Here is a 20,984-nt window from a genome sequence, read left to right as displayed (position 1 = left end):
TAATGATATAATAGTAATAATATGTTTCAAAATTACAAATATGCGATAATATATAAATCATTTGCAGGTTAATCGATGTTTCGACACGTTAGCGGACGGATGAGGATAAAGGTCGGTTCTGTAGTGTATTGTTTAAATACATGAAAGGGCGAAGCTATGCGTTCTAATCACTTGAATAAAGCATATTTTTTAGGAGGCATGAATAATGAGTTTCCCGGTATATTACGGATTAACCCATGCTCAAAAAAGAATATGGTATGAGGAGCAACTCTCCCCTTCCACATCAATATATAACATTGGTGGAGCAGTATTCCTCAGAGGAGAGATAGACTTAGTCGCGTTAGAAAAAGCCATACAATTGGCGGTTCGTATGAATGAAGGTTTAAGATTACGATTCGAGTTACATAATGGGGAAGTCAGGCAGTATGTTGAGGAGCACCGGGAAGAGGCATTGCCATACTTTCATTTTGAGAAGTTAGAAGATGACAAGAAAAGTATTGAGCAATTTATGGTTAATGAATCGGCAAAGCCGTTCTCTATTTTGGAGGATAGGCTTTTTTATTTTACCCTATTCACAATCGAAGGCGGTACGGGTGGTTACTTTATTAAAATGCATCATATAATTGCGGATGGTTGGTCATGTGAAATTCTAACCAATCAAATAGCGGAACTATATTTGGCGCTTCTTAATGGGCAACCTGCGCATGAGATGTTCGAAAACCGTTACACGGTTTACATTAATCAGGAACAGAATTATCTGCAATCAGACAGATTTCAACGGGATAAAAGGTTCTGGAATACTAAATATGCTGATCTACCGTCCAAACTTCCGTTTAGATCTATGGATGATCCTAAGGGCAGGCGTATGACCTTCTTTATGGATCAGCCCCAATTTATGAAAGTAAAAAAAATGGCTTCGGATACCAATTGTTCTATTAATTCTATATACATTGCACTTTTAATGATCTATTTATACAAAACGACGTTCGAAAGAGATGTAATAATCGGATCGCCTGCATTAAACAGGATGAGCCGGATTGAAAAGGGTATTTTCGGAATGTTTACGAATACTTTACCGATCCGAATTAGAAACATCGATGGCATTTTATCAGCCTATGAGTTTTTCAAACTCGTATACACTGAAGCGGTTAGTTGCTACAAACATCAAAAGTATCCATTCGACTTATTGATGAAGGATATTAACTTCGCACGTGAACACGGGGACAATCGGCTGTTTGACATATGCGTCAATTATTATAATACAAAGTTTAGGCGAGAGCTTGGACATTTGGAAGTCGACAACGTGGAGTTTTATAACGGCCGACAATCTTATTCTTTGCAAATGATCATCCGGGAATGGGGGGATGAGAATACTGCGACAATAGAATACGATTATAAAGAAAAGAACTATTCCGGATCGGATATTGCAGCCCTGCACGATCAACTGAACAGTCTTATCGATCAAATTACGGAAAATCCGTACGAATTAGTTGGTAAACTGACGCTATTGTCTAAAACTAAGATGGACAAGCTATTTGATTCCAGTCATCGTGCTCAAGATGCAAAGCTGCCCAATACGAACGTAATACAGTTGTTCGAGAAACAGGCAGCGGAGACACCTGACCGGATTGCTGTCACTTTAAATAACCGATGGTTAACTTACAAAGAGTTGAATGAAGAAGTAGACCGCTTGGCTGGGTATTTAATGAAATGTAATATCGCTCCTGGTGATCTGGTTGGGTTAGTTACGGTCCATTCAATCGAATCAATAGTCGGTATATTAGGCGTAATGAAAGCAGGTGCAGCGTATGTCCCAATCGATACGGATTCACCAAGGGAAAGAATAGAATTGATTTTGGCTGATTCTGATATTTCGGTTGTGCTTGTTAATGAGGATCGATATAAGATAAATCCAATAAAGGTGGATATTACCGTCGATTTGCGTGAAGCAGATAAGTGGTCCAAAGAAAATACGTGCGATCCGGACATTGCTAAACATATGTTGGACGGAACCGCCTATGTAATCTATACCTCGGGCTCGACGGGAAAGCCAAAAGGTGTAGTGATTGATCATAAAGCGCTGTTGAACTATATTCTATGGGCGAAAAATACTTATGTGAAGAGTGAGATTGAAGTTTTTTCACTATTCACTTCGCTGGCATTCGATCTGACAGTTACATCGATTTTCACGCCTCTTGTTAGCGGAGGGCAAATTATCGTATACCCTCCGGTCGCAGAAGAACATGTACTATATAAGATATTGAGGGAGAATAAATCGACTGTAATCAAGCTTACCCCATCGCATCTCTCTTTGATTGCGCATCAAAATTATATTGCGGCAGGTGTGAAGAGATTTATTGTGGGTGGCGAGGACTTGAAAGTAAGTCTGGCACAAACCATCATGAGTTCATTCGGACATGACGTTGAGATTTATAACGAGTACGGTCCTACTGAAGCTACGGTGGGCTGCATGATTCATAAATTTGATCCTGCTTGTTCTGAAGAGGTTTCGGTTCCAATCGGTATGTCTATTGATAATATTCGAGTGTATGTATTAGACCCTGATCTGATGCCAGTTCCTCAAGGGGTTACAGGGGAGATCTATATTGCCGGGAGCGGACTTGCGAAGGAATACTTGAACCTGCCGGATGTAACATTTAAGTCTTTCATTCATCACCCTCACTTGAATGAAAGATTGTACAAGACAGGCGACTTGGCTCATACCTCACCAAACGGGATTCTCTTCTACGAGGGCAGAGCGGATCAGGTTGTGAAGATTAGGGGGAACCGGGTTGACCTTAATGAAATCGAATATCATCTCTTGAACCATCCCGCCATTCGGGAGGCGATCGTAACCGAGATTAAAAGCCCGACAGGAAATTCACACTTGTGTGCATATTTGGTTGCGAAAACATCCATTCAGGATAACGACCTGGCATCATACCTGGCAATGAAACTTCCTGCATATATGGTTCCGGACTATTTTATGCCTCTTCGACAGATTCCATTGACTATCAATGGAAAGGTAGATATTCGTGACTTGCCAAAGCCGGTAATGAAAGGTGATCAGCAGAATCACGTCGATGGACGCAATGAAATCGAAGTCGCTCTGGTTGAAACAATACAAGAGACGTTGAACCTTGTCCGCATCGGAATAAACGACAATTTCTTTCATCTGGGTGGAGACTCTATCAGTGCGATTCAGATATCATCACGGATGAAAAGTTTGGGGTTCACAATAACTGCGGCGGAAATATTGAAAAGTCCTATCATAGGAGAAATGAGCTTATCTGTCCGAAGAGCGTACAAGGTTATTGGATCGCGTGATGAAATAAGCGGAATACTGCCGCAAACGCCTCCAATTATGTGGTTTAAGTCCTTGCAGTTGAATCACGAGGAGCATTATCATCAGTCCATTATGATCTCGATCTCGCCGACCGTAACGCTACATGAACTGATACTATGCTGGAACGTAATTATAAGACACCACGATGCGCTTAGACTCAACTACGATTCAAACAACGGATTGTTTTTTAATAAAGATCATTTAATTCATCAGCAGAGTATTGAACGGTATGATTTATCTAGTCTTGCGCCGGACCGGCAAGCTGAATATGTGATCGAAATGGCAACGAAGATGAAGAGTGAAACGCAGCTTAACCGGGATCTGCTAGTGCAAGCATGTTTGTTTGAGCTTGGTGAGCAAGGCAACCATCTGCTACTGACCGCTCACCATCTGGTGATGGATTCAGTATCATGGCGGATTATTTTATCGCATTTGTATATGCTATTGAAGCAGCTTCGGGAAGGAAGAGAGTTGGAACTGCCATTTAAAACATCTTCGTACAAGGCATGGGCCGAGGATTTATATTTACAAAGTCAGGTAATGCCGGATAACGAGCTGGACTATTGGTTGGACTCGGCGGGACGTCTATTCAAGTATCCATACGCAATCGAGGCGGAGAGCTCGACAGATGAGGCTTATACCCTTTATACCGAAGTACCGGAGGGCATCACGAGCAATCTATTAACCAACGCGAACATCGCCTATAATACGCAGACAAAAGAGCTGCTGCTGTTGGCGTTAATGCGCACGATCAGAGAACTGACATCTATGCAGGCTATAACGCTAGAGCTTGAAGGGCATGGTAGGGAGGGTGTCCCGCAGTTGGATTTAACCGAGACCGTCGGATGGTTCACAAGCTTCTATCCTCTTCATGCTGATCTGACAAGCAATGAGCTTGACGAGCAGATCAAGGAGGTAAAGGAACTAGTCAGACGGATTCCTCATAATGGAAGAAATTACGGCATATATAAGTACATTTGCGGCATGGTACAGGAAAGCGAGTCTGATGTCATTCGTTTCAATTATTTAGGAGAGTTCTCTAAGGCAGTAGACAATGAATACTTCCAAATTGTATTTGAAGAGACCGGCGTTGAATCGAGTCGCGCGAATAAGCTTAGCAGTTTAATAGAATTGAACTGCCTGGTAGTTTCCGATAAGCTAAAAATACAAATTACTTACAATCAAAACAGATTAACTACTGAGCATATGGAACGGTTTATGGAAGCATTTCTAGAGCATATCAAGTCAATAGCCGAGCATTGTAGAACTACAGAAGAACTGGAGTTCACGTCCTCCGACTTCGAACTGGCCGGCTTATCGACAGAAGAGCTTAATCAGCTATTCCAACTATGATAAAAGGGTGAGAAGATGCTAATTCTCGGCATATCGGGTGGCATAGATAGTATTCATGACACAATCATTGAGTTTCCTTACGGCAAGGCCCATGATTCTGCAGCCGTATTAATTGAGGATGGTCATGTAGTTGCTGCTATAGAAGAAGAAAGATTGAATCGCATTAAGCATACAAATCGTTTACCTATAGCCGCAATTGAATTTTGTCTAACTGAGAGACAGGTCACCCTGCAGGATATTGATTATATAGCGGTATACGGTACAGAGCATTACATCGATCAACTGTTGAAATTACATACGTGGAATCACCCGGACAAGCCATTGATTCATTCGGTGAGAAATTATATGGCCTCGAAGTTACAAAAGTATTTGGGAAGTGAATTTTCTGCTGAGAAAATTATTTTCGTCCCTCATCACATTTGCCATACGATGAGCGCTTACTATGCATCGGGATACGACGAAAGTCTCATCATGTCGTTGGACGGTACTGGAGACGGCCTGTCAGGATTAATTCAATCTACTGTGGATGGCCAGACAATAAACACTTTGCATACTATTCCGGAGGACAACTCCTTAGGTCTATTTTATTTGGAAGTCATCAAGTTTCTTGGTTACCAGCTGTTCGATGAGTATAAGGTGATGGGGCTTGCTCCATATGGTGACGCTTCGGTATATCGCAGTGTATTCAGAAAATTTTATACATTACATCCAGATGGTACGTATACCCTGCATACGAAAAGAATAGGATTGCTCTATGAATACTTGACGCCTCGCCGGAAGGGGGAGACGTTCACTCAAGTGCATCAAAATATATCAGCGAGTCTGCAGGAAATGCTGGAGACAATCGTACTGCATATGTTGACTTTCTTCAAAAAAGAAACATCGATCCGGAAGCTCTGCATGGCAGGCGGGGTTGCGCACAATTGCTCAATGAACGGAAAAATCTACTATTCCGGCTTATTCGACGAGATATTTGTACAACCGGCAGCTCATGATGCGGGCTGCTCTCTCGGGGCTGCCCTTCATGTATATTATACGAATAAGCCTGAGCGGAAGCGGGAGCAAATAACCGATGTATACTGGGGTACTGATTTACCACCGGATGAATCTGTTGAAAGAGAGCTTGCTAAGTGGAATGGATTGGTGGAATTTGCGCAGGTAGACAATATTACCGAAGCAGCAGCGGAAATGCTGGCGGAGGGTAAAGTAATCGGATGGGTTCAGGGACGCTCTGAATTCGGTCCTAGAGCCCTTGGCAATCGCAGCATCATTGCCGATCCCCGCCCTAGCGAGAACAAGACAATTATAAATTCAATGGTAAAGAAACGTGAAGGTTACCGGCCATTCGCACCGGCTGTATTAGCATCGGAAGCACCTACCTATTTCGACGTCATAGATGGGCGCAGCTCACTTGATTATATGGTGTTCGTATTGAATGTGAAAGAGCAGTGGCGCTCCGAACTTGGCGCCATTACTCACGTCGATGGTACGGCTCGGGTACAGACGGTAAGGAAAGATACCAATCCATTATTCTATCAGTTAATAAGAAATTTTCAGCAGAGAACAGGTATCCCGATCGTTCTGAATACTTCTTTCAATAACAATGCGGAACCTATTGTAAATTCGGTTCACGATGCGTTGGCCTGCTATTTGACAACAGAGCTTAATGGATTATGCATAGGGAATTATGTTATCCGCAAGAAGGCCGCGGAATATCAAGATTGGGCTTCGTACGAGGCTGTGCTTATGCCATATGCTGAGATTGTTTGTAGTGGCACTCATCATACAGGGGGAATTGGCTATGGGATTCGACATCGTTATTCGGGAAGCGAATCTGCGATTACTGAGGAATTATATGAAGCCGTCGTAAAGAATACGGATTTAAGTGAATTGTCAGCACCAGTGATTGAGAGTCTAACAGAGCTGTGGACAAATCGACTTATATCGATCCAACCGAAGCGTTGATCCCATTTTGTAAACTATGAAAGTGAGGAGTTAGTATTGAATAAGGTTAACGTTCATTTAGAAGAAATTACAGAGCACAACTGGTATGAGGCGACGCAACTTCGCGTAAGTGAGGAGCAGCTTAGCCTGTATCCATGCCCGATCGTTTACTGGATTGCAGAATCCAAGTATGCCACTCATTTTTGTCTGAAGGCAATTTATGCCGACGAAGTTATGGTAGGCTTTCTAATCTACAATTTAGATCCGGATGATGGCGAGTATTGGATAACGACGTTCATGATTGATGAAAGGTTTCAAAGAAAAGGCTATGCCATGCAAGCGCTTACTGAGTTCATCCATTATTTCAAGAATAAGTACGATACGGACAAAATAAAACTTGGACATCGGGCCAATAATGTTGCTGCGGCTAACTTATATGAGATGATGGGATTTCATATTAATGGAGAGATTATTGGTGATGAAATTGTCCGATGCTACTCACTAAAATAAATTGATGTATGGAAGAAAGTTTTTTTATACCAATATTATCTTGCGAACGCGAATATTATTCTCTAGTACATTAATATTTGGAGTGGTTAAATGAATCTTGACTTGTTAGGATGGAGGCAAGAATTCGATCCTTATTTTTATTCGTATCAACAACAAGGATTCCAGGTCGGAAGAGTAATCGAAGAACAGCGGAATCTATATACAATCATGATGGGCACAGATACAAAGGTTCATGTAAACGTATCCGGAAGGTTCCGTTATGAAGCTGCCAATAAACGTGATTTTCCCGTTGTGGGAGACTGGGTCATCTATCGGCAGGTTAATCAAGAGGAGAAAGGTGTTATTCATTCGATATTGCCTAGGTTCAGTAAGTTCTCTCGGAAATCGGCTGGTAACACCACTGAAGAACAAGTGCTGGCTGCGAATATCGATACGGTGTTTCTGGTCAATTCTTTAATCAATGACTTTAATCTACGCCGGCTGGAAAGGTATCTGGTTATGGCAAGAGAGAGCGGTGCAAATCCAGTCATAGTGCTGAGCAAAGCCGATCTATGCGATGATGTTGAACATAAAATTAGTCTCGTGCAGCAATTTGCACCCGCTATACCAACGCATGTCATTAGTGTGGTGAACCGACAAGGGATTGAAGCGCTAGACGTGTACTGTCAACCCGGTCAGACGATCGCAATGCTGGGTTCTTCAGGTGTTGGCAAGTCGACCTTAATGAACTGTTTAAGTGAGCAAGACATAATGGCTGTAGGCGCTGTGCGGGCACATGACGGGTTGGGCAAACATACAACGACGCATCGGCAATTAGTAATGCTCCCTAGAGGCGGAATGATTATCGATACGCCTGGTATGCGCGAATTGCAGTTGTGGACGAATAAGCAGGTAGATTATAACTTTCAAGATGTACAATCATTCGCTGTTAGGTGCAAGTATCGAGACTGTCTTCACCAAGGAGAAGCGGGGTGTGAGGTTGAAAGAGCGATTCAATCAGGCCAGCTTAGCGCCGAGCGATTCAAGAGCTACATGAAGCTCCAAAAAGAATCGCAGCATCTAGAGCGTAAAGAAAATGAGCGGGAACAATTGAAACAGAAGGTGAAAATGAAGAAGCTGTTTCAATCGATCGATCGAAAACGAAAAAGATTCTAGGATGAGGTCGATATGTCGAACGTATTACTTATAGGATTTCCTCTTTTTGGTCATATGAGGCCGTTACTCGGATTAAGCCGCCTTTTGGTTCAACACGGTGAGACCGTATATTTTTTTGGCAATGAAAACTTCCGGGAAGCCATTGAAAATAGCGGAGCGTTATTCCTGGCGTCAGAAGAAGAATATTCACCATCCGGGTCAGAAACAGCTGGAACAGATAAGCTTTCGGAATTCGCTGGCTTGCTTCTGGAGCTATTACAAGCCCGGGAACGGCTGGTACCGGTCTTGAATGCGTTGATTTCAAGCAGTAATATTGATTACATTATCCATGACTCTTTTTGCAGCTGGGGTAAAATGACGGCGCGTATCAATCGACTTCCGGCCGTATCATCAATCACGACATTCGGGTATAACCAGGATATTTATGATAAGTACCCGGAGCAGTTCATCCAGAACGTATTATTAATGCCGACTGACAGTCCGAATGCTTTGTTTCCGAAGCAGGGACGTGCGGTACAGAGAATGCTGAAGCTTATGTTTGCAGCAATGCGAGACTTAACAGAGGAAAGCGACGATTTGATCGATCTGCTTGTTAATAAACAGGAATTGAATTTTGTATATACGTCTTCATTGTTTCAGATTCATATGGATTCATTTGACTCCTCTTTTCGGTTTGTAGGACCGCTTATAAAGCAAACATCATTCTCGGATCATACAATAACGGAGCAAGCGGATGCCGATAAACGGCTTCCGCTTATTTATATTTCATTTGGTACCGTATTTAATCATAAACCGCAATTTTACGCAATGTGTATTGAAGCATTCAGGGACTTTAATGGACGTGTAGTGATTTCTACCGGTAACGTCGAACTGGATTTGCACACTGAGCTGCCGTGTCATATTGAGCTTATGCCTTGGGTTTCACAACAAGAGCTACTGAGGCTGACAACTTTATTTATTACTCACGGCGGGTTCAATAGTATTAACGAAGCGTTATTTCATGACGTGCCGGTCATCGTCATACCTAGAGCAGTAGATCAATTTCTAGTAGCCGAAAGAGTAGAACAATTAGGCGTGGGAATGAAACTCGAACTCGATACAATTACCCCTCATTCGCTGGCAAGTACAGCTAAGGAAGTGCTGGAGAGTGAAGAAATAAAGTCGAACTGTAGACTCGTCGGTGAATCCTTGCGTTTATCTGGCGGGCTTGATGAGGTGTGGGTACAAATGAAGCGCTTCAAGCAGATTCATGAGATTCGTTAAGCAATTAGGTAGGAGGAGAGAGAAATCGAGCGTTTAGCGTGTTTATTTCCAGGTCAAGGGTCGCAATATTCCGGGATGGGTCGGCGTTGGTATAAGGAGTATTCAATAGTGAGACGAGTATTCGAGGAAGCAAGCGAAGTATTGAAATATGACTTGAAGCGTATATGCTTCGAAGGGGAAACAGAACAACTCGCTGATACCCGCATTACACAGCCCGCCATTGTCACCCTAAGCGTAGCAGCGTATCAGATTTTCGTGAATGAGGTTGGTATAACGCCCGCTTATTATGCCGGTCACAGTCTGGGAGAATACAGCGCGCTATGCTGTGCCGGCGTCATTCGATTCGACGACATGCTTCGGTTGGTACAGGTACGTGGCCAACTGATGTATGAAGCGGTTGAAGCTGGAACGGGATTAATGCAGGCCATACGAGGCGTGGGCATTACCTCGATTTACGAGGCTTGCGAAGAGGTATCCGACGAGAGTGGTTTAGTCACAGTAGCGAACGTGAATAGCAATAATCAAGTCGTTATTTCAGGTCATCGTTCGGCTGTTATTAAAGTTTCCGAGCGGCTGCAGCAACAATTCGCTCGGGCGTCCGCGATCTCTCTTCAAGTAGGGGCGCCCTTTCATTCCCCCTTAATGGTGAGAGCGGCACAAACGTTCAGGAAAGAGTTTGATAAATACACGCTGTATTCAACGGATAAATTAGTTATTTCTAATTTAACCGGATTACCCTACAGAAGAAGTTCCGAGCTAAAGACTGCTCTTGCTTCACAAATATCGGCCACCGTTCAGTGGAAGGCATCGATGGATTTTTTTACTCGGCAAGGTATCGACCGGTTCGTTGAATTAGGGCCTGGCACCACACTGCGAAATTTATTTAAGAACACGGACAATGATTTGCGCTGTTATGCGTTCGATGATCCGGGCGATCTAGCTGAACTGAAACGTATGAAGTGGGCGCCGCTCATGCCTTCTCAGGTAATATCTTGGTGTCTTGCCACTGCGGTAGCGACTCCAAATCGGGGGCAACAGTCAGAGCAGAGCCTGACCGCAATTACAAATATGTATAAGCGTCTGCAGACGCTGAAAAAGCGTTCGGAGAAAATAGAGAATGCTCAGGAAGAAATGATAGAAGCCATTACAGTTATTAAACAAATGATGATGGAGAAGGGACTTGCTGCTTCCGTTCAATGTGATATATTCGACAAACTGATGCAAGAGACAACGGATCCCGGATGGGTGTAGGGTGCGTTAGATCTCAATTATTGTTGAGATGGAGGCTATGACGAATGAGCTCTGATGGGACATCGAATCGTAATGATGATATTGCAATAATAGGAATTTCCTGCCGATTTCCAAATGCGGATAATACGGATGAGCTATGGGATGTGTTGTATAATGGCTGGAATTGCATAAGGGAGCTTCCACTCCAGCGAAGACAAGACGTCAAGAGAATATTCCAGGATCCGCACAAAGCCTACTTCTTTCTCGGAGATTCATCAGCCGATGTGGATGAAGGCATTTTTTCGCTAGGTGGTTATTTGGAACGAATTGACCACTTTGATTACGCTTATTTCAACATATCTCCTAGAGAAGCGAAGTATATGGAGCCTGCTCAACGGCTCATGATGGAGGTGACATCCGAAGCGCTTGAAGATGCCGGATACGGTGGGAATAAATTAAAGGGAAGCAGAACAGGGGTTTTTATCGGTCGGGATCATTCGGATCTACCTATCTATAAAATGGTAATGGAGCCGGACCCATCGCATCTTACCGGATCGTATACAGGTATTTTATCCGGACGAATTTCACATCACTTTGATTTCAAGGGTCCGTCTGCTGTAATTGATACCGCATGCTCGTCGGGACTTGTTGCAGTGCATCAAGCGAAACAAAGCTTGCTAAATGGAGATTGCGACGTTGCCGTTGCAGGAGCGGTGAATATACAGCTTGTACCGCTTAAAGATAATGGTATGAATATTGTGTCGTCTGCAAGCAATCAAGTGTCTACCTTCGATCAGACAGCGGATGGAGCTGTATTAGGGGAAGGCGTCATTGCGCTCATCTTGAAACCGCTACAACGAGCGAAGGCTGATGGAGACGATATTTATGCTCTTATAAAAGGCAGCTCGATCAACTGTGATGGAGCCTCCAAGGGATTAACTTCTCCGAATGCCGACGCTCAGGAACAGTTATATCTTGATGCATGGGAAGATGCTGGGATTAACCCGGCATCGCTATCTTATATAGAAGCGCATGGAACCGGGACTGTACTTGGAGATCCCGTAGAATTCAAAGGATTGACTAGAGCGTTCAGACGTTACACGGCAGGCAGACAATTTTGCGGAATAGGCTCAATCAAAACGAATATGGGACATACGGTCGCAGCTTCGGGCCTTGCCGGGATTGTTAAAGTTGTGTTGTCCATGAAGTATCGGACGATGCCGGCCAGTTTACATTTCAATGAACCCAATTCACTTATTAACTTTATAGATTCTCCATTCTATGTAGTTAAACAGCGTAAAGAGTGGGAGCAGCACAGAACGCAGCCGAGAAGGGCCGGCGTGAGTTCATTTGGGTTTAGTGGTACAAATTGCCATATTGTGTTGGAGGAGGCACCAGCACCGCTGCAGGATACCGGCTGTCAGCAGCAACAGGAAGGGCTCGATATGTTCACGCTTTCGGCGAACTCGCAAGAGACGCTGCGTGAGCTGGCGGAAAAACACATTACACATATAGAGCATCATCGACCTCGCTTTCATGATATATGCTTCACAGTCAATACAGGACGGAAGCATGCCTTTCATCGGCTTGCCATCGTTGCTGCGAGTACTGGTGAATTAGTACACATGCTGAAGTGTTGGGTCCGCAGCGAGAGGGTAGCAGAAGGAGAACAGCGTGTATTATATGGTAGTTATAGAATAGTAGCTGATGATAAAAAGGTGCTGGACGCGGGAGAACTGACTTCGTTCGATCTGCAACAGCTTAATCACGAACTCTCATTGCTGCTTATATCCGGTGATGTTCGGTCCAGTGAACAATCGTTACTGAACGCCTGCCAGCTATATATTCGCGGGGGCAGCCTGAATTGGCAGGCATTGTATGAAGGCGAACGGAGACGAATCCTGCATTTGCCGACCTATCCGTTTTCGAAAGTGAGATGTTGGGCAGACGCTTTGCGAGTGACTCCGATTACGCAGCACCGACTATCCAACCATTCTCTGCTCGGAGAACTAGCGCTTGTATCCAATAATCAAACGATATATAGGAATGTTATGTCGCCTGATTTGCATTGGGAGCTGAGTGAGCACAAACTGGGGAGTCAGTCGATTTTACCTGGTACGGCTGTGATGGAGCTAATGCGTCAGGCAGGGCAACTGGCGATAAATGGTCATAGTATAGAGTTTGAGCAGTTTCTGTTGATCAATCCATTAATATGTCGGGAAGGAGAGGCAAGAGAGGTTCATACCACCGTCTTGGAAGAGCGGGAGGGCTACAGTATCACGGTAGCGAGCAAGCCTGCCTCGCAATCGACGGGCTGGGAACTGCATGCGAAGGCTAGAGTAAAGAGCTGGACGGGGAGTCTGGGTGTAATCGATTTGGAGCAATTACGGTTGGCAGTCAAGCCGTATTTGCAGCGGCCTGATTCAGAGCAAACGGCAGGCCGTGTATTCGAATTCGGTCCTCGTTGGTCTAATGTACAAGAAATTAGATTTGGTGACCGGGAGCTATTGGTGCACATTCGATTACCTGAGGTGTATCAATCGGATATGGTGCACTATAATTTACATCCTGCGCTACTGGATACAGCGTTAAATATAGCGAGCCAAGATGTTGGACGAGGTACCTACTTGCCCTTATCAGCCTCTTCGTTTTTATTTGATGGAGGAAAACGGTCACAATTCTACAGCTATATTAAAATACATGAAACACCGGATATGCAAGATCCTGAAGCGATATCATTTGATATCCAATTAATCGATATGAGCGGGCAAGTATTCGGAGTCCTGGATAATTATGTGATAAAACGGATTTCTGAGCCGTCACTCCAAGTGGAATCGAAGCCGGTTAGCTCTTCCTATTACAATGTGCAGTGGAAGCCTATGGAGGAAGTGGACCGAAGCGTCATAAGCCCTTCGCGCATTGCGGTTATTAAGGACCAGAAAGGAGTAAGCGAGAGTATCATCGATTCGTTGAAGCGTCAAGGCAATGAGGTCTTCGAGATTGAAATTGGCCTCGCAGGCGGTATCGATGGCAAACGATTGGATAGACAAAGCTATATTGTGGATCCCTCTATGCAAGGGATGAAATCGATCGCCGATATTTGTGCAGAAGCTCAAATTAGTAGATTGATTCATTGCAGCTCTCTTGATTTAACCGACCCGGTGGAGTCGTTCGGAGATCTTCAAGATCATGTGCAAAGAGGCGTTTACGATCTGTTCCATTTGATGAAGCAGTTGACTACCATTCAGCTTGATCATTCGTTAGAGGTTTCCTTAATTACGCGCAATGCATATGCTATCTCCGGAGACGATACGCGGCTGAATCCTCATCTTGCAGCAGCTATAGGGTTGCTGAGAGGGGCATCGCAGGAGCTGCGGAATTGGACGTTCCGCTGCATAGACATAGACGAACACACCACTGTAGAAGCGCTTATGAGAGAACTTGCCTTACGGAGCACCCGTTTCACAATGTCATTCAGGAAAGGAACTGCCTATGAGCCGGAGTTGGCACCGAGTCTTCCGTCTGTCGATGCCCAAAGTTTGGATATTACCGAGAATGGCGTCTACGTTATTACGGGCGGGTTGGGTGGTATTGGGCTGGCGATCGCCAAGCATTGGGCAGCGAAGAAGGCTGTGCATCTCATTTTAATCAATCGCAACATTGATATCGAACCCAAGTCAAACCGCCCGGATATCGATGAAAAAATCTCAGCTATCCGGTACATTGAGGATACAGGATCTACGGTTAAGTTATATCAGGGAGATACTGCCGACCCGATTCGAATGGAACAAATCGTTACCGATATTCTACAGCAATACGGGCAAATAAATGGCATTATTCATAATGCGGGAGTTGCCGGTAAAGGTCTGCTCTATACTAAAAAACATACCGATATGCAGAAAGTATTTGCAACCAAGGCGTATGGGGCGTGGCTGCTTGATAATCTTACTAGTCACTTGGAAATTGATTTTTTCCTCGTCAGCTCCTCAGCGATGTCATTCATAGGCGAAGCGGGGCAATCGGACTATACTGCGGCCAATTGCTATTTGGACACGTTCTGCGATAGCCGAAATCAGCGAGGTAAACCGACGATTGCAATCAATTGGCCACCGTGGTCCCAGACTGGTATGTCAGTTGCGAACCAATCTGATATTGAAAACTATTTCATCATACCGCTAGGAACAAGTGAAGCGTTGGAAGTGATGGATACGGCATTATTGGAGCAAAGGCGAAACGTTCTATATGGCCAATTGAATGACAAGCTGTTCGATGCAAAGATGAAGCACAACTATTACTTCGGGATACATACCAGCATCGCAGGTAAAGTGTCTACGGGTAGCAAAAGCAACAGAACGGATCAAACTTCTCAACCGGTAACTGCACGCAAACAGGTTCAGGTATCGGCAGGTAAGGGTGAAATGGTTACTGAAACGATGCGGATTGTAGCTCATGCATGGGCGGAAGTGCTCGGACTTGAGTCTATTTATATCTATGACGACTTTTATGCTCTGGGCGGAGATTCCATACTTGCACTGCAAATATACGAGAAATTGTTCAAGCAATACGGTAGTGTTCTCGATGTGTCTACCATTTTCAACTATCCGAGCATAGGTGGATTGTCAGGTTTTATTGACAGCGTCGGCGAACGCAGACTTTCGGATCACGTTCCTGATTCTGATTACAAAGGGAACCTTGGAGAGGAAAGTTATCCGGTTTCGTACGCTCAGCGGAGCATTTTATTGGCTGAGCGGGGAGGTCTGATTAATACAGCCTATAACTTGCCTTCCTTCTATATTTTCACCGGCGAAATTCGCTTGGACCGACTTGAATTTGCAGTTCAAAAATTAATAGAGCGCCATGATGTACTCCGTACCGGATTTAAACAGATAAATAACGAGTATATACAGTTTCTTGAATCGGATGATATACGGCTTAAAGTTGTCTACGGAAAAGTCGATGAAGAGAATGTTCAGGAGCATATTCGCGGATTTGTAAGGCCATTTGAGCTGGCCAATCCGCCATTAATGCGGATTGAATACGCCGAGCTTGCTACGGATAAACATTTGTTAATGTTTGATATGCATCATTTAATTGCTGATGGTACTTCGATCGAAATTATGATTCGGGATTTTCAATCGTTCTATAAAGGGCTGGAGCTTGAGCCTCTGCCATATCAGTATAAAGATTTCATTCATTGGCAGCGACAGTTCGAGCGAAGTCAATCGTTTGAGGAGCAGGAGCGTTTTTGGCTTGCCCTGTATGAGCAACAGGCACCAAGAAGAGAACTCCCAATTGATTACCCAAGAACGGTTCATCCTACCTGGGAAGGCGATTCTCTCACGTTTGAGCTGGACCCGACGATTTCCGTGCGAACGTTAGAACTGTGTAGGGAAACGGGAACGACGCTTTACATGGTGCTGCTGTCTGTCTACAGCATCTTGTTAACAAAAATAACCGGCGATCGTGAAGTTGTAATCGGGTTTCCTATTGAAGGACGAAGTGAGAGGAAATTCAAAGAGATTATCGGCTGCTTGATTAATACGCTTACGATCAAAACGACAGTGAAGGACGATGAGCGGTATGTAGACTTTTTGATGAGGGTTAAATCGGATCTTATTCAATCCTACAAGTATCAGCAATATCCGTTCAACGAACTTCTGAGCAAAATTCGTCTGAAAAATGAACCGGGAAGGCATCCTTTATTTGACACGATGTTTATTCTGCAAAACGCTGCGGTTTATGAATCCGGTTTGGAGCAGTTTGTAATACAAGAAATCAATACGGCGTACTCAAATGGAACGGCCAAATTCGATATGACATGGGAAGCAATGGAATCAAACGGAGTAATACGTTTCCGTATTGAGTATCGTACACAGCTGTTCAAAGCCAAGACGATTTCGAAGATGATGGAGCATTATCGCAAAATATTGCTGGCCATCCTGAATGACCGGCAAGTGAAGTATCAACAGATAAGGCTGGTAGGAAGTGATATAGCCGACGCGAATCACAAGGAGTCGATCGTATTTGATTTTTAGAGGGCAGCCATTGCTACTCTAGGGAGGTATCCTATGGAGACACTGGATTATGAGGCTAAAGTGCTCGAACTGGGTTTTTCTGCAGAGAAGAAATATTGGACGGAAAGATTGAGAGATCACGATCAACTGACCGGCTTACCGCCGGACAAGGTGGGCTATGAGAAGCAAGAATCATGCTACGCCTTATACCGGAGTGAATTATCGAATGAAGTCTCGCAGCTACTCCTCAAGATTGGGAATCGATCGGAGCAGGGGATATTCGCTATTTTTCTGGCTGCTTCCAGTTATTTGCTTTCTCGCTATAATAACATAGAAGATGCGATGATTATGATTCCGTCAGAGCATGGCGAAGCTGGCTTAACGGCACTGCTTCCGTTACGTACAGTTATAACGGGCCCAGAGCAGACATTCAGGCAGTACTTATATGAGGTGCGAGAGCAGTATCAAGAAGCACATAAGTACAGTTCGTACCCATTTACTGGCTTCCAAGCGATGTTGAATTTACAGAAGCAACGTCCAAGTATGCCGTTTGTCATTACTTATAATGTATGGGCTGATACACCTTTAGATGAATTGGCTACTGTGGATTTGATCTTTTCGTTCAAACTGCATGAAGACCAGATAACAATTGAGAGCAGATATGATGAAACCTTGTATACGCTGGAGATGATCGAGCTTTGGCATGAACGTGTGAAGCAAGTATTGCCGAGCCTGCTGCTGCAGCCGGATAAACCGCTAGCGGAAGCAAATATTGTGACGGCACGTGAGAAACAGTTGCTGGCCAACATGAACAAGACTGACAAGATAGCTATCGAGCAACTTACACTTGTTGAACGTTTCGAAAGGCAAGTCGCGCAGGATCCGGACAGAATTGCCATATTGTTCGAGCAAAGCCGGGTAACCTTCGGGGAGCTTAATGCGAAGGCGAATCAAATGGCACGAAAGCTGCGGACAAAGAACATTGGACGGGATACAATTATTGGTCTATATATGCAGCGTTCCATGGAAATGATCGTCGGGATGCTAGCTGTTATGAAGGCAGGAGCGGCTTACGTCCCCATCGACCCATCTTATCCAATCAGCCGGGTATCTTATATGCTTAAAGATAGCAGCTGCAACATCGTTCTGACACAGTCGGCGATTAGGCATAATTTAGAGGAACAGCCTGTTGAATTAATCTTAATGGATGAGGAAGCAGGATATACGGGGGATTCAGATAATCTGCAGATAGCCTGCCGCTATGGAGATTTGGCTTATCTAATCTACACGTCTGGCTCTACAGGCACGCCGAAGGGTGTCATGATTGAACACGGATCGCTTGCAAATTTGTTCGAAGGCATTTGCGACCAAATTGAGTATTGCGAGAACAAGAGTATGATTTCATTAACGTCATACTCCTTTGATATTTTTATCCTGGAAAGCCTCATCCCGTTAGGATGCGGCATGCGAATCGTAATGGCTAACGATCGGCAGAGCAAAAATTCGAAAGAAATTGGCGCCTTGATAACGACTCATAATGTAGAGATGCTTCAATTGACACCATCTCTGCTAACATTCTTATTGTCTTTCGAGGAGAGCCCTGATTATTGGAGTAAGCTCACGTCGATAATGGTTGGCGGCGAAGTGTTCCCGGCGAAGCTCGCAGCGAAATTGAGAAGCAGGACGAATGCATCGATATATAATATGTACGGTCCGACTGAGACGTCGGTATGGTCATTAATTCACCCAATTACTGCTACCGATACCGTGCAATTGGGACGGCCGATCCATAATACGAAAATATATGTATTAAACCGACATTATCAACTCCAGCCTCTTGGAGCCTCGGGTGAATTGTATATCTCGGGTCTGGGAGTGGCTCGGGGTTATTGGCGTTTGCCAGAGTTGACCAGCAGCAAGTTTATTCCTAATCCGTTCGATGACGGTCAACTGCTATATCATACCGGGGACATGGTTAGCCTCATGCCGGACGGTATACTCCGCTATATCGGAAGAGCGGACGATATGGTGAAAATTCGAGGTGTCCGGATTGAGCTCAGTGAAGTAGAGATGAGCCTTAGACGCCATCCAAATGTTGAGAACGCTGCCGTTACGGTAAATAGCGATGGAAACGATCAGCTATCAATCACCGCTTATATTTTGCCGTCTGATTCGAGTGAGATGGAGAGCATTATACATGATCTGGTGAACGAAATGCCGTTCGCGATGGTACCCCGGACATGGATTACTGTCGATCATATTCCATTGACGCCCAATGGCAAGACGGACCGAAAAGCGCTACAGTCTCTACATGCTTGCAAGAAGGAGGAAGCAGCGGTACCGGAGCAAGCATTGACGGAGACAGAAATGTTTCTGATTGAGACTTGGGAGGAAATCCTTCAGACTAATTCGGTATCTGTTCTGGATAACTTTTTCGAATTAGGCGGGTACTCTTTACACGCGGTGCAGCTAGAGATAGCTGTAGAAAACAAGTTTACAATGCCGGTTGATGACATGGTCTCCATAAAAATAAAAACATTAAGCACGATTCGAGAGCTGGCGGCCTGGATTGACCAGGTTGCCGAACAATAAGAGAGGAAGGTTGCATTATGATGGATACAACAGCTGTTAAGCATACGGTACTACAAATCGCGCGTGAAATTTCCCAGGGCAAAGAACTGAACGACAGTATATGGGAGCAAAATTTGTTCGAGTTGGGTGTTACATCTATTCAATATTTGAAACTCATCGTCGCGGTAGAAGAGCATTACGACATTGAATTTAATGAAGATACATTCGATTTCAACGATTATCCAACATTGGAGTCGATCGCTAGCTTTATTCTACTGAAAGCCAGTCATGCATCACTCAATTAGTTCAATACAAATAATTCCGAGAGGATGATAGGTTGTGAAATTTGAATTGCTCGTTGGCAAAAAAGGCTTCGAGGAGTTTTCGGTCATTGTTGGGATGAGCGAAGCTGAAAAAGAAGAGAGACGCACACTGTTGGAACAATCTTATATGCCATTTAAAGTTACACTTTATTATGCCCAACTAATTGCTGAACAGACTGAGCCTTACCGCACTCAAATGATCAATATTGTGCTTCCTCCACCGGGCAGTAAGCCTTTTAAGGGTAGATTTGATCCGTATGGTAATCGGTCATATCGTCAGGATGATACTTCGTTTCTTCAGCATAAATATAAAAAGACGCTGCTTCTGCATATTGATGATTATTGTATCGCCAATTGCCAGTTCTGCTACAAAGTAAACGAAATTCGGCATGAAGAGCAAGAGCATAAAAAAATAAACGATAAACTGAATGCAGCACTTGAATATTTGGAGAAAAACCCATATGTCGATAATATCCTTCTGACTGGTGGCGACCCTGCTTCTTTCCGCAAGACAGCCGAGTTAACTGAACTCATTGGTTCGTTGCTTGCGGCACCGAATGTCCGTTTAGTTCGGTTTGCGACGAAGGGGTTAGCTTATTACCCAGAGAGATTCCTTGATGAGGAGTTATTGGAGTTTTTCAGACAAATCAGTCGTGTGGAAGGTAAGCAAGTTAGTGTCATATCACAATTCAATCATCCGGGTGAGTTCGGCCCACTGGCAATCAAAGCAACGCGGGCACTGCAAGAAGTCGGTGTGCAGGTTAGAGGACAGCCTGCAATCATTCGTGGAGTGAATGAATCGGTCAAAACTCTGATTGATTTGCAGCGCAAGTTTCTGGACAATCAAATCATTTCCTATTATATGACGGTATTTATGCCGGTTCGCGGCGTAGAGCAGTATGCATTGACCTTGGATGAAGCATTCCAAAACGTGGCAGAGTCTAAACGGAATCTTGGTGGATTAGAAAAGAAAGGTGTCCTGCTGACGTCCCACGATTTCGGCAAATTCGAGATTTGCGGATTCTATCCAAGTATAAAGCAACCGGAGAAGATCGTGTTGAAGTGGCATCAAGCGGTTGCTCCGCAGTACTTGCCTGAACGTCTGAAACAGCTTGTTCCGACCTTGCCGGAAGAAATTCTGCTGCTCGATTACAAACAAGGCGAAATGTATTGCCTTGACCATGTGCTTAAGTATAATGGGCTCCCTTACGTAAATGAGTCGGGAGAAGCGGTAGATGATGGAACAAATGAGTATCTTCTGTCGCTTTAGTATTA

The 20,984-nt window shown here is 44.2% G+C and carries 10 protein-coding genes; all 10 read left to right on the top strand.

What is annotated here, in order from left to right; genetic code table 11:
* Window positions 1–205: 205 nt before the first annotated feature.
* The 10 genes from A3844_RS29400 (at window position 206) to A3844_RS29355 (ending at window position 20,979) form a co-directional block, all read left to right on the top strand.
* Window positions 206–4,699, top strand: coding sequence for a non-ribosomal peptide synthetase (locus A3844_RS29400; RefSeq protein WP_074109331.1), 4,494 nt, complete (start codon window positions 206–208; stop codon window positions 4,697–4,699).
* 15 nt (window positions 4,700–4,714) lie between these two features.
* Window positions 4,715–6,664 carry a carbamoyltransferase family protein gene (locus A3844_RS29395; RefSeq protein ID WP_074109330.1) on the top strand — a complete coding sequence of 650 codons (1,950 nt, stop codon included), beginning with the start codon at window positions 4,715–4,717 and terminating at the stop codon, window positions 6,662–6,664.
* A 36-nt stretch (window positions 6,665–6,700) separates the two neighbouring features.
* Window positions 6,701–7,153 carry a GNAT family N-acetyltransferase gene (locus A3844_RS29390; protein ID WP_074109329.1) on the top strand — a complete coding sequence of 151 codons (453 nt, stop codon included), beginning with the start codon at window positions 6,701–6,703 and terminating at the stop codon, window positions 7,151–7,153.
* A 90-nt stretch (window positions 7,154–7,243) separates the two neighbouring features.
* Window positions 7,244–8,308 (top strand): ribosome small subunit-dependent GTPase A, encoded by a 1,065-nt coding sequence (rsgA, locus tag A3844_RS29385; protein WP_074083256.1) that lies wholly within the window; start codon window positions 7,244–7,246, stop codon window positions 8,306–8,308.
* A gap of 12 nt (window positions 8,309–8,320) precedes the next feature.
* On the top strand, window positions 8,321–9,571 hold the full coding sequence (locus A3844_RS29380; protein ID WP_074109328.1) for a macrolide family glycosyltransferase: 1,251 nt from the start codon (window positions 8,321–8,323) through the stop codon (window positions 9,569–9,571).
* Between the two features lie 24 nt (window positions 9,572–9,595).
* Complete coding sequence (gene fabD, locus A3844_RS29375; protein WP_074109327.1) at window positions 9,596–10,822, top strand: ACP S-malonyltransferase; 1,227 nt, start codon at window positions 9,596–9,598, stop codon at window positions 10,820–10,822.
* Window positions 10,823–10,866: 44 nt separating this feature from the next.
* Complete coding sequence (locus A3844_RS29370; protein WP_074109326.1) at window positions 10,867–16,836, top strand: SDR family NAD(P)-dependent oxidoreductase; 5,970 nt, start codon at window positions 10,867–10,869, stop codon at window positions 16,834–16,836.
* A 33-nt stretch (window positions 16,837–16,869) separates the two neighbouring features.
* Entirely contained in the window at window positions 16,870–19,407 is a 2,538-nt protein-coding gene (locus A3844_RS29365; protein WP_074109325.1) for a non-ribosomal peptide synthetase, read from the top strand.
* A gap of 17 nt (window positions 19,408–19,424) precedes the next feature.
* Entirely contained in the window at window positions 19,425–19,691 is a 267-nt protein-coding gene (locus A3844_RS29360; RefSeq protein WP_074083261.1) for an acyl carrier protein, read from the top strand.
* A gap of 34 nt (window positions 19,692–19,725) precedes the next feature.
* Window positions 19,726–20,979: a 4Fe-4S cluster-binding domain-containing protein gene (locus A3844_RS29355; RefSeq protein WP_143192196.1), complete on the top strand. Its 1,254-nt coding sequence runs from the start codon at window positions 19,726–19,728 to the stop codon at window positions 20,977–20,979.
* The last annotated feature ends 5 nt before the right edge of the window (window positions 20,980–20,984 follow it).

The organism is Paenibacillus helianthi (assembly GCF_001909055.1).
GTDB classification, from domain to species: domain Bacteria; phylum Bacillota; class Bacilli; order Paenibacillales; family Paenibacillaceae; genus Paenibacillus_AQ; species Paenibacillus_AQ helianthi.
The sequence above is the reverse complement of the archived record's forward strand: the minus strand, read 5'-3'. Positions and strand labels throughout refer to the sequence as shown.